Here is a 12,053-nt window from a genome sequence, read left to right as displayed (position 1 = left end):
CTTCATTTGCGTCAAACGGTCCGCGTATGGTGCAGGAAGGCAAAAATCACCAGAGTCGAAATATTGCATTGCACAAATTATTGTGCGTGTGCACAATATCATGATGACTATCCAGGATATTAGAATTTTAGTGATCGATGAGAACCGCATACGGGCGTCCATTATCAAGGATGGCCTAGAAGATGCGGGACATTCTCATGTCACTGTTCTAAACGAGATCAGGGGGGTCGCAGGTCAGATCGAACATCTGGATCCAGACGTCATCATTATTGATCTGGAAAACCCCAACAGGGACATGCTGGAATCCATGTTTGCCCTGTCCAAAAGCGTCAAACGCCCCATTGCAATGTTTGTTGATAATTCTGATCAGCAATCCATTGAAGCCGCTGTAGAGGCCGGCGTCTCTTCCTATATCGTAGACGGCTTTCGACAGGATCGGGTGAAGCCGATCATGGATATGGCCATAACACGCTACCGGGCTTTCTCGAAAATGGAGAGAGAGCTGGAGACAGCCAGAAATGAACTGGCGGAACGAAAAACCATCGACCGCGCCAAAAACATCCTGATGCGAACAAAGAATATTGATGAAGAGCAGGCCTATAACCTGATGCGCCGAACCGCGATGAACCGTAATCAGAAAATCTTCGAAATTGCCGATAGTATTATCATGGCTGCATCCTTGATGGACGAATAGAAGGGTAACGCGATGAATAATAATAAACAGCAAAATACAATCTGCGCAGGTTTCCTCCCTCTAATGGATGCTGCAATTTTAATTGCGACAAAAGAAAAAGGATTTGGAAGCGCGGAGGGCATTGACCTTGTTCTGGTAAAGGAGAGTTCCTGGGCAAATATTCGCGATCGCATGGCCATCGGACATTTTGATGTCGCGCACATGCTGGCCCCTATGCCCATCGCTTCAGCATTAGGCTTAATGCCTTTGCCCCTTAAGATTATCGCACCAATGGCGATGGGTCTTGGTGGCAATGCGATTACGATATCCCGTACAATCGCCAACGAGATGGCCGGTGATCAGACTTTAGCCGACCTGTCCGCCCGGGACGCAGGCAAACGGTTATCAGATATTATTGTTGCCCGGCAGAAAACGAAAAAAGGGCCGCTAGTTTTTGGCGTCGTCCACCCCTATTCAGGCCACAATTATGAATTGAGATACTGGTTGGCAGCCTGCGGAATTCATCCGGATAAAGACGTCGACATTGTCGTTATTCCGCCCGCCCTGATGCCCGATGCCCTCTCCTGCGGGATACTGGATGGGTTTTGTGTCGGTGAACCTTGGAACAGCATAGCCATTGAGCAAGGAGTCGGAACGCTTCTGACAACCAAATCCAAGATCTGGAGAAATAGCCCCGAGAAGGTTCTAGGCGCCAGTGAAGGCTTTGCCACCCAACACCCAGATCAGCTCGCTGCGTTAATCCGGGCCCTGTACCGGGCTGCCAAATGGTGCTCTGAGCCCGCAAACATTCCAGAATTATCAGCGATCCTGTCAACGGACCAATATATTGGGGTGCCGCCGCATATTCTTGAAAAGGCCCTTCTTGGCAAATTCAAAACCGAAACCGGTCAATTCACGGATATTCAGGATTTCTTTATTCCCTATGAAAGGGCCGCGACCTTCCCTTGGCTTAGCCACGCATTATGGTTCTATAGCCAGATGGTCCGTTGGGGTCATGCTGATTGGTCACCGGAGTTTGTCGAACAGCTAAAAACTTGTTACCGACCCGATTTGTATCGATCAGCCCTTTCAAAAATGAACGTTCCCATCCCTTCAGCGAATGCAAAGGTTGAAGGCGCGTTGGAGCAAACTCAATATGTCGGGACCATGCAAGGACAACTTTCTCTTGGCCCCGATGGCTTCTTCGATGGCAGAGTTTTTGATCCAGATGATCTGGCGGCTTATATCGAGCAACAAAGCACCGATCAATAAACAGGCTCTTGTTCGCTGCAGCGCACAAAATTTATGCACACCGCACAACAATTAATCTGACCTAAATATGAGCGCTCAACGTGTAAAAAGCCAACCCGTTGAAATACAACATTCTTTTTTTATCAACCAAACTGGCACACTGTTTGCTTTGTTAGGAACATAGACATTACCGTGCCCAACGACGGGTACACTGGCAAAGCTGCCATGCTGTTTCGATGGTCATTCATGACTGTATCGAAGCTGCATAGCAGCTTTTTTTTATGAAAAATTTTGAACCAAAGTAACGACAGGAGGCTAAAAATGGGTGCTTTAAAATATGCAAGACGTACCTTTCTAGCGATGAGTACGGCCCTTATAGCTACAGCCGCCACGGTTTCAGTTTCTCACGCTGAAATGCTGGATGTGGAGAAGGATGAGTTAAAATTCGGGTTTATCAAACTGACGGATATGGCCCCACTCGCTATCGCTTATGAAAAAGGTTATTTCGAAGATGAAGGCCTTTACGTCACTCTTGAACCTCAAGCCAACTGGAAAGTCCTGCTCGACCGGGTGATCACCGGCGAACTGGATGGCGCGCATATGCTGGCTGGACAGCCGCTGGCCGCGACAATTGGTTTCGGTACCAAAGCCCATATCGTTACGCCCTTTTCCATGGATCTAAACGGGAACGGGATTACCGTTTCCAACGAAATCTGGGAAATGATGAGAAAACATATTCCGTCTGGCCCTGATGGTAAACCTGTCCATCCCATCAAGGCCGATGCTCTGAAGCCAGTCGTTGATCAGTTCAAAGCGGAAGGCAAGCCTTTCAAAATGGGTATGGTTTTTCCTGTCTCCACCCATAATTATGAACTTCGTTACTGGCTGGCTTCAGGCGGTATCCATCCAGGTTACTACAGCGCGGATGATGTCTCTGGCCAAATCCAGGCGGACGCCCTGTTGTCCGTAACACCACCGCCGCAGATGCCTGCAACACTCGAAGCCCAAACCATTCACGGTTACTGTGTGGGAGAACCCTGGAACCAGCAAGCCGTGTTTAAAGGGATCGGCGTTCCTGTGATTACAGACTTCGAAATATGGAAGAACAATCCTGAAAAAGTCTTTGGCTTAACCAAAGAGTTCACAGAAGCCAATCCGCAAACAACACTGGCCCTGACAAAAGCCTTGATCCGGGCAGCCAAATGGCTTGATGAAAACAACAATGCAAATCGCATGGAAGCCGTCGAAATCCTGTCGCGCTCTGAATATGTCGGGGCCGACAAAGAAGTGATTGCCAATTCCATGACCGGCACTTTCGAATATGAAAAAGGGGATAAACGAGAAGTTCCTGATTTCAACGTTTTCTATCGGTATTATGCAACCTACCCCTACTATTCCGATGCTGTGTGGTATCTCACTCAAATGCGCCGTTGGGGCCAGATCAACGAACATAAAAATGACGCTTGGTATGACGAGGTGGCCAAATCTGTCTACCTGCCAAACGTCTATCTTCAAGCTGCTAAGCTGTTGGTTGAAGAAGGCCACGCAGATAAAGCCGATTTTCCATGGGACTCTGATGGTTATCGCGCCCCTACCCCGGCGACCGATATCATCGATGGCATCCCCTATGACGGCAAACAGCCCAACGCTTACATCAACTCTCAAAAAATTGGCTTGAAATCCAAACAGATGGTCAAGGGCGACTCTCTGGTTGAAGGGTAAGCCGACACAAGTGGCCGCCACGGCGGCCACTTCCCCGACGATGAATTAAGGATCCCCAAAGATGACAAATACTTCTGAAGTGATGACAACCGGTGACGCCGGAAAGAAAAGGGAAAAGGTTTTTTCCATAATAAACCGTGCGTCAGGCTGGCTGAACGCACTCGGGTTTTCCTGGCTGGTTCCCATCCTGAAGATGCTGGCAGGCGATAACCTTCAGGAACAGTTGACCGAGCTGCGAAAAATTCTTCTATATCCAATGCTGGGTATCATTGTCTTTCTGGTGGCCTGGACGGCGCTTGCCCCGCGTGTACAAACGTCTCTTGGAGCAATTCCGGGCCCCGCCCACGTTTGGGAACAGACCGGCAATCTTTGGGCAGACCATATCCGGGAAAGAGAAAAAGCCGATGCGTTTTATGACCGTCAGGACAAACGGAACGAAAAACTGATTGCCGCCGGCAAGGCAGATAAAGTCAAACACCGCACCTACACTGGTAAACCGACCTATTTCGACCAGATCGTCACCTCCTTGGCGACTGTGGGGCTGGGCTTTCTGATTGCAACAATTGTGGCGGTACCATTGGGCATTGCATCCGGACTGTCAAAGGCAGTCAACGGCGCGGTGAACCCGCTTATCCAGATTTTCAAGCCCGTCTCTCCTCTTGCCTGGTTGCCCATCGTCACCATGGTCGTATCCGCCCTATATGTTGAACCTTGGGGATGGATGCCAAAATCCATGATGATTTCGGCGGTCACTGTCACGCTTTGCTCCTTATGGCCAACCCTTATCAATACAGCACTGGGCGTTGCTTCTATCGACAAAGATCTGATGAATGTCAGCCGGGTCCTACAGTTACCAACGACCAAAACCATCACAAAACTTGTTCTACCCTCTTCACTGCCGCTTATTTTTACCGGCTTGCGCCTATCGCTTGGGGTCGGATGGATGGTGTTGATTGCTGCCGAAATGCTGGCTCAAAATCCCGGCCTTGGAAAATTTGTCTGGGATGAATTCCAGAACGGCTCCTCGCAATCTCTGGCCAAGATAATCGTTGCAGTCCTGACCATTGGTATCATTGGCTTTGTATTGGATCGCATCATGTATGCGTTGCAAACAGCCTTCACTTTTTCAGCGAACCGATAGGTGAAGCGCATGTCATTTTTAGAAATCACAGGATTATCAAAGCATTATGGAGACGGTGCGAACCGAACCAACGTGCTGGAAGACATCAACCTCAAAGTCGAGGACGGCGAGTTTATTGCGATCGTCGGCTTTTCAGGCTCTGGCAAAACAACGTTGATTTCGGCCTTGGCAGGCTTGATCGAACCAGACACAGGCGGCGTAATCTTTCGCGGGAAACAAGTCACAGGCCCCGGCCCGGAGAGAGGATTGGTCTTTCAATCATATTCCCTGATGCCGTGGCTATCAGTGCGTGGAAATATAACGCTTGCGGTTGATGCGGTTTACACATCCAAATCCCGTAAAGAAAAGACAGAAATAACACAACATTACATCGACATGGTGGGACTCTCCCATGCGGCGGACAGACGACCAGCAGAGCTTTCTGGTGGCATGCGTCAACGGGTTGCGGTTGCCCGGGCACTTGCCATGCAGCCCGAAGTCCTTCTTATGGATGAGCCACTATCCGCACTGGATGCGCTGACCCGCGCAAAGCTACAGGATGAATTCGCTGATATTTCTCAAAAAGAAAAGAAAACCATCATCCTCATTACAAATGACGTGGATGAAGCAATCCTTCTTGCAGATCGGGTGATCGCGCTAACCCCTGCACCAAATGCCACTTTAGGGCGGGAATTCCGCATTGATCTGCCACGACCAAGGAACCGTGCTGAAATCAATAGCAACGCAGAGTTTATCGGCCTGAGAGGTGAGATTACACAGTATCTGATGGATATAGGCGCAGATCGAGGGGTTGAGGCAGACCGCAGTATCGTGCTTCCGGAAATAGTTCCGATCACACAGCGGGACAAAATTCCCCCAGCCTATCAAAAAGCTGCTGAGTCAGTGCGCAACGAGCGTTACCTGGACTTAAGTCAGATCAAAAAGATTTATCCGACCCCACAGGGTCCACTAACAGTAGTCGACGGGTTTGATTTGAAAATGAACAAGGGCGAATTTGTTACGCTGATTGGTCATTCAGGATGCGGAAAATCAACAGTCCTTTCCATGATTTCAGGTCTCAATAGCATCTCTGAAGGCGGGATTATTCTGGACGGCACCCATATTGAAGGGGCTGGTCCAGACAGGGCCGTCGTTTTTCAGGCCCCATCCCTGCTGCCGTGGCTCACGGCCCATGAGAATGTCTGCCTCGGCGTGGATAAAGTATATCCGGACGCAGACAAGTCTGAACGTAAGGATGTGGTTGAATATTACCTTTCAAAAGTCGGCCTTGCCGATTCCATGCATAAATTGGCAGGCGATTTATCCAACGGAATGAAGCAACGGGTGGGTATCGCCCGGGCATTTGCCCTGTCTCCTAAGCTTCTTCTATTGGATGAACCTTTTGGCATGCTGGACAGTTTAACCCGCTGGGAATTGCAGGATGTTCTCATGGATGTCTGGAAACGGACGCAGGTGACCGCCGTTTGTGTCACCCATGATGTGGATGAAGCCATCCTTCTGGCGGACCGGGTTGTGATGATGTCAAACGGGCCCCATGCGAAAATCGGAAATGTGATGGACGTAGATCTTCCCCGACCAAGGTCTCGCAAGGCCCTGCTGGAACACCCTGACTACTACGCCTATCGCGAAGAGCTTCTGGAATTCCTGGATGCCTATGAGGGCGGTGCAAATCCAAGTATCGAGCAACTGTCCAGAATTACCGCAAAACGCAAAGAAAGAATTGCCCGGCAGGCAGGGCAAACAAAACCGAATGCATTGTTATCAGCGGGGTGAGTAAAATGAGAAAAAAACTAGTAATTGTTGGAAACGGAATGGCCCCCGGCAGAATGCTGGAGCATTTGTTTGAGGCAGATAAAGAAGCATATGACGTCACGATTTTCAACGCTGAGCCTCGAGTAAATTACAACCGGCTAATGCTTTCACCTGTTCTGTCCGGCGAAAAAACCTATACCGATATTATCACTCATGATGATGACTGGTACGCCGAACATGGTGTGACCCTGCATAAAGGGGCACGCATTTCAAAAATCGACCGGACTGAAAAAACTGTAACGTCGGAAACCGGTATTATTGCTGAATATGACAAGCTGGTACTCGCCACCGGCTCCAATCCTTTTGTCATTCCGATACCGGGTCACGATCTTGACGGTGTAATGGTTTATCGGGATCTCGACGATGTTGAAAAGATGCTGGAAGTCTCCAGAACTGGAGGGCGTGCGGTTGTCATCGGCGGCGGTCTGCTGGGTCTGGAAGCCGCCGCAGGGCTGAAAGAACAAGGGATGGAGGTCACCGTTCTGCATCTGATGCCAACCTTGATGGAACGACAACTGGATAACGCCGCGGGCGCCTTACTGGAAAAATCCATTCTGGCGCGCGGAATCGATGTCATCACAGGCGCTAATACCAAAGAAATTATCGGTAAAGACCAAAAAGTAGCGGCTGTAAGCCTTGACGACGGCACCCTGATCGAGGCGAAAATTGTTGTGATGGCGGTTGGTATTCGCCCATCTACTGATCTTGCAATCCAGTCTGATCTGGAATGCCAGCGAGGCATTCTGGTGAACGACAATATGCTTACATCAGACCCCGATATTTACGCGTTGGGGGAATGCGTTGAGCATCGGGGCCAATGTTATGGTCTGGTCGCCCCCCTTTATGAGATGGCAAAAACGTTGGCCGCAGACTTGCTCGACACCTCCCTGCCCTATACCGGCTCGCAGACAGCAACAAAACTGAAAGTCAGTGGTATCGATCTGTATTCCGCTGGAGATTTTGAGGATGCACCGGACCGTGAGGAAATTGTCCTTCGGGATGGAATCTCGGGCCTCTATAAACGTCTCGTAATCAAGGACAATAAAATTCTTGGCGCCGTTCTTTACGGGGACACGGCAGAGGGACCATGGTTCTTTGATTTACTGAAAAAAGGAACCGATATTTCGGACATGCGCGACACCCTGATTTTCGGGCAAGCCTATCAGGGAGGCGCCCCTCTGGACCCGATCGAAGCCGTTGCAGCTCTGCCGGATGACGCAGAAATCTGCGGTTGCAACGGCATTTGTAAATCCACAATCGTTACAACCATCACTGACAAGGGTCTAACCTCTCTTGATGACGTCAGATCCCACACAAAAGCATCAGCTTCCTGCGGCACCTGCACATCGCTCGTCGAAAATCTACTACAATTGACTGCGGGAGACGCTTACAACCCGTCCGCCGTTACACCAGTTTGCACCTGTACGGGTCTTGGTCATAGTGACGTCAGAAATGCAATTCGAGCCCAGTCGCTAAAATCAATTCCCGACATCATGCAGCGGCTGGAATGGAGAACATCCAGTGGATGTGCCAAATGTCGTCCAGCGCTGAATTACTATCTGATTGCAGAATGGCCTGGTGAATATGAGGATGATAACCAGTCCCGGTTTATTAACGAACGGGTTCACGCCAACATTCAGAAAAATGGAACCTATTCTGTTGTTCCGCGAATGTGGGGCGGTTTGACAACAGCCGATGAACTTCGCGCCATTGCTGACGCGGCGGATAAATACAACATCCCGACGATCAAGGTGACCGGAGGACAACGCATTGACCTTCTGGGTGTTGAAAAAGAGGATTTACCCAGTGTGTGGGCGGACCTTGGCAAGGCTGGCTTTATATCGGGCCATGCCTATGCCAAGGGGTTGCGGACGGTGAAAACCTGTGTCGGGTCGGACTGGTGCCGATTTGGAACACAAGACTCGACCGGGTTAGGCGTAAGGCTGGAAAAATTCCTGTGGGGCTCCTGGGCACCGGCAAAGGTAAAGCTGGCTGTTTCAGGATGCCCAAGAAACTGCGCTGAGGCAACCTGTAAGGATGTGGGTGTCATTTGCGTGGACTCTGGTTTTGAAATCCATTTCGCAGGGGCCGCCGGGCTTGACATATTGGGGACGGAAGTTCTGGGTCTGGTGAAAACCGAAGATGACGCCCTTGAGTATATAACGGCCCTTATCCAGATGTACCGGGAACAAGGACATTATCTTGAGCGCCTTTATAAATGGGCGCGCCGGGTCGGACATGACGTCATTCGAAACAGTATTATGGAAGATACCAATACACGCAAAGCCCTTTTCGAGCGCTTTGTCATCTCTCAAAAATACTGCCAATCGGACCCATGGTCGGAACGTGTTTCCGGAAAAGACAAGCATGAATTTAATCCCCTAAAAACCATTGAACTGGAGGCCGCAGAATGACGTCAGAAACCATGAGTTGGACAGAGGTCGGTCAACTTTCGGAAATTCCGGTTCAGGGTGCCCGTTGCATAAAAATGGGAGAGACGACGATTGCTCTGTTTCGGACAATCCAAAATGAAGTTTTCGCCATCGAAGACAAGTGCCCCCACAAAAAAGGGCCCCTCAGTCAGGGGATTGTACACGACAACTGCGTCACATGCCCGTTGCATAATTGGGTAATTTCCCTGGAAACCGGTACCGCGCAAGGGGCCGATGAAGGGTCAACATTAACTTTCTCAACGCGTATTGAGAACGGGATCGTTTCAATTGCCCTTAGTGCCCCCAAAGAGGTAGCCGCGTGAGCCGTTTAAAAGAATGCAAAACCACCTGTCCTTATTGTGGGGTTGGATGCGGCATTGTCGCCAAATTCAACGAACAGGGTCTCATCTCCGTTGAAGGAGATCCGGGCCATCCCGCGAACAAGGGACGCCTCTGCTCCAAAGGGTCCGCATTGGCGGAAACCATGTCTGACACCACCCGTTTGCGCGATCCAATCGTTAACGGCAAAGTTTCAGACTGGAATGAAACACTAGACCTCATTGCTTCGAAATTCAGGGATGCTATTTCCAACTTTGGGTCGGACTCCGTTGCATTCTATGTCTCTGGCCAGCTGCTAACAGAAGATTATTATGTCGCCAACAAACTGATGAAAGGCTTCATTGGCTCGGCCAATATCGATACCAATTCCCGTCTCTGCATGGCGTCAAGTGTTGCAGGCTACAAGCGCGCCTTTGGCAGCGATACTGTTCCTGTCTCTTATGAGGATCTTGAATGTTCGGACCTTGTTGTTCTGGTCGGAAGCAATCTGGCATGGTGTCACCCCGTTTTATATCAACGCCTGGCGGCAGCAAAAGAACAACGGCCAAATCTGAAAATCGTGGTAATTGATCCAAGAAAAACCATGACAACTGATATTGCTGACTTGCATCTGGCGATTGATCCCGATGGTGATGCCGCTTTATTCATGGGTCTTTTCGCACATCTGCAAAAAACAGGGGCCTGTGACGATGGGTTTATTGCCCGCCATACCAACGGCTTTGACGAAACACTGAAGCAATGCGTGCCCTTAACGATTGAAGAAATCGCTAAAAAAAGCGGTCTGGATCCCGCTGATATTATTAGTTTCTATGAGCTTTACCGGACCACCCAAAAAACCGTTACAGTTTACAGTCAGGGCGTCAATCAGTCCCGTGTGGGCACCGATAAAGTCAACGCCATTCTAAACTGCCATCTGATAACCGGCCGGATTGGCAAACCGGGCACAGGTCCGTTTTCGATCACCGGCCAACCCAACGCCATGGGTGGCAGGGAAGTGGGCGGTCTTTCCAACATGTTGGCCGCCCATATGGAACTTGATAACCCAGACCATCGCAATCAGGTTAAGTCCTTCTGGAAGGCGCCTCACCTTCCTGAAAGACCGGGGCTTAAAGCGGTGGACCTTTTTAAAGCGGTGGACAAAGGGGACATCAAGGTTCTGTGGATTATGGCGACCAATCCGGTTGATAGTTTACCGGATTCTGACTTTATCAAAGAAGCATTGAACAAATGTCCCTTCGTTATTGTGTCTGATATATATGAAAACACCGACACAAACGCCTTTGCCCATGTTCTTCTTCCCTCCTCAGGTTGGGGGGAGAAAAATGGTACCGTCACTAATTCCGAAAGACGAATTTCACGCCAGCGCGGTTTTTTACGCGCCCCAGGAAATGCAAAACCAGACTGGTGGCAAATGGCTGCTATTGGCAAGCGGCTGGGGTATCATGGCGCTTTCGACTACTTGAACGAAGCAGACATATACCGAGAACATGCTGCGCTGTCTGCACTTGATAATAACGGCTCTCGGGATTTCGACATTGGAGAGCATTCCAAACTATCGAACGACGGCTATGATAATCTGGCACCGGTTCGGTGGCCGGTTCCGATTAAAAAAAACCTATCAGAACGCCCCTTCTTTTCAGATGGACACTTCTTCACAGCCGACAAGAAGGCAAACATTATCCCAGTCACGATGCCCACAACGGATCTCGAAACCGGACCGTATCAATTAAATACCGGTCGGATCAGAGACCAATGGCACACGATGACCCGAACCGGCAGGTCCCCCCGGTTATCTGCACATTTGTCTGAACCATTTGCAGAAATTCATCCCGTTGATGCCCAGAAACTTGGCATTGAATCAGATGACATTGTTGAACTCACAAATAAACATGGTCGTCTTCTGGCCAACGCCATGATCACGTTCAGGCAAAAAAAAGGTCAGGTTTTTGTACCGATGCACTGGACGGATCAATATGCATCGAACGGCCGCGTCAATAGCCTTATTCCATCGATCACAGATCCTGTATCCGGGCAACCGGCATCAAAAAACACAGGCGTTTCCATTCGAAAATATGAAGCCAAGACGTTTGTTTTTCTACTTACCCGGGAAAAGCCCGTGCTACCCACTCGCGGATATTGGGCGTCTTTCGAAACTGAGGGGGGATGGGCAACAGAATTTGCAGGAAAAGAGGACCTTTTCGAGATTTTGGATGTTATGAAAAAAATGCTGAACGTCGATCGAAGAACCGCGCCCCTTGTCTATGCAGACAAGAAACGTGGGGAATATAGGCTTGCATTGTTTCACAGCCAAAGGCTTGAAGGAATATTATATGCCGCAGGAGCCCCCCTTTCGGTTTCAAGGAGCTGGCTCTGTTCCAAATTTGAGGACGACTTCAACGATCCGATGACACGCTATACCGTGGTTGCCGGTAAAGCCCCCGTCAACGAAATAGACAAGGGCGCAATTATTTGTTCCTGTTTCGGCGTCGGAAGCAACGAAATCGCAGACGCTGTTCGATCTGGCTGCTTTAGTGTCGAAGCTGTTGGAAATGCGACGCAGGCCGGCAGCAATTGCGGGTCTTGCCGCTCAGAAATCAAGGAGCTTATCAACAAAAACGCTCTTGTCGCCGCCCAGTAACCTGTACACGCAACCATCCTCTTCGTCTCCACTGGCGATAGGAGC

Annotated in this window: 8 protein-coding genes; all 8 read left to right on the top strand. The window is 49.8% G+C overall.

Features of this window, described 5'->3' with window-relative positions:
• The first annotated feature begins 103 nt into the window (after positions 1-103).
• The 8 genes from ACJAYR_RS12835 to ACJAYR_RS12800 all read left to right on the top strand — a co-directional run bounded on the left by ACJAYR_RS12835 (position 104) and on the right by ACJAYR_RS12800 (position 12,008).
• Positions 104-694: an ANTAR domain-containing response regulator gene (locus ACJAYR_RS12835; protein ID WP_415236979.1), complete on the top strand. Its 591-nt coding sequence runs from the start codon at positions 104-106 to the stop codon at positions 692-694.
• A gap of 12 nt (positions 695-706) precedes the next feature.
• The gene (locus tag ACJAYR_RS12830) at positions 707-1,945 is read left to right on the top strand and encodes a CmpA/NrtA family ABC transporter substrate-binding protein (RefSeq protein WP_415236967.1); all 1,239 of its coding nucleotides are present in this window, start codon (positions 707-709) and stop codon (positions 1,943-1,945) included.
• Positions 1,946-2,245: 300 nt separating this feature from the next.
• Positions 2,246-3,646: a CmpA/NrtA family ABC transporter substrate-binding protein gene (locus ACJAYR_RS12825; RefSeq protein ID WP_415236966.1), complete on the top strand. Its 1,401-nt coding sequence runs from the start codon at positions 2,246-2,248 to the stop codon at positions 3,644-3,646.
• Positions 3,647-3,707: 61 nt separating this feature from the next.
• Entirely contained in the window at positions 3,708-4,787 is a 1,080-nt protein-coding gene (locus ACJAYR_RS12820) for an ABC transporter permease (protein WP_415236965.1), read from the top strand.
• Between the two features lie 9 nt (positions 4,788-4,796).
• On the top strand, positions 4,797-6,560 hold the full coding sequence (locus ACJAYR_RS12815) for an ABC transporter ATP-binding protein (RefSeq protein WP_415236964.1): 1,764 nt from the start codon (positions 4,797-4,799) through the stop codon (positions 6,558-6,560).
• A 5-nt stretch (positions 6,561-6,565) separates the two neighbouring features.
• Positions 6,566-9,013 (top strand): nitrite reductase large subunit NirB, encoded by a 2,448-nt coding sequence (gene nirB, locus ACJAYR_RS12810; protein WP_415236963.1) that lies wholly within the window; start codon positions 6,566-6,568, stop codon positions 9,011-9,013.
• Positions 9,010-9,354: a nitrite reductase small subunit NirD gene (gene nirD / locus ACJAYR_RS12805; RefSeq protein ID WP_415236962.1), complete on the top strand. Its 345-nt coding sequence runs from the start codon at positions 9,010-9,012 to the stop codon at positions 9,352-9,354. Before nirB ends, nirD begins: the two co-directional genes overlap by 4 nt.
• A complete protein-coding gene (locus tag ACJAYR_RS12800) occupies positions 9,351-12,008 on the top strand; it encodes a molybdopterin-dependent oxidoreductase (RefSeq protein ID WP_415236961.1) in 2,658 nt (885 codons plus the stop codon). Before nirD ends, ACJAYR_RS12800 begins: the two co-directional genes overlap by 4 nt.
• Positions 12,009-12,053: the final 45 nt, after the last annotated feature.

It is taken from the genome of Sneathiella sp. (assembly GCF_047631475.1).
In the GTDB taxonomy this organism is placed as follows: domain Bacteria; phylum Pseudomonadota; class Alphaproteobacteria; order Sneathiellales; family Sneathiellaceae; genus Sneathiella.
This window is presented reverse-complemented; position numbering and strand designations above follow the sequence as displayed.

What these genes read in the sequence shown, in the direction of transcription:
- nirB (WP_415236963.1), top strand. Translation starts at nt 6,566, where the DNA reads ATGAGAAAAAAACTAGTAATTGTTGGAAACGGAATGGCCCCCGGCAGA.
- ACJAYR_RS12825 (WP_415236966.1), top strand. Translation starts at nt 2,246, where the DNA reads ATGGGTGCTTTAAAATATGCAAGACGTACCTTTCTAGCGATGAGTACG.
- ACJAYR_RS12830 (WP_415236967.1), top strand. Translation starts at nt 707, where the DNA reads ATGAATAATAATAAACAGCAAAATACAATCTGCGCAGGTTTCCTCCCT.
- nirD (WP_415236962.1), top strand. Translation starts at nt 9,010, where the DNA reads ATGACGTCAGAAACCATGAGTTGGACAGAGGTCGGTCAACTTTCGGAA.
- ACJAYR_RS12820 (WP_415236965.1), top strand. Translation starts at nt 3,708, where the DNA reads ATGACAAATACTTCTGAAGTGATGACAACCGGTGACGCCGGAAAGAAA.
- ACJAYR_RS12815 (WP_415236964.1), top strand. Translation starts at nt 4,797, where the DNA reads ATGTCATTTTTAGAAATCACAGGATTATCAAAGCATTATGGAGACGGT.
- ACJAYR_RS12835 (WP_415236979.1), top strand. Translation starts at nt 104, where the DNA reads ATGACTATCCAGGATATTAGAATTTTAGTGATCGATGAGAACCGCATA.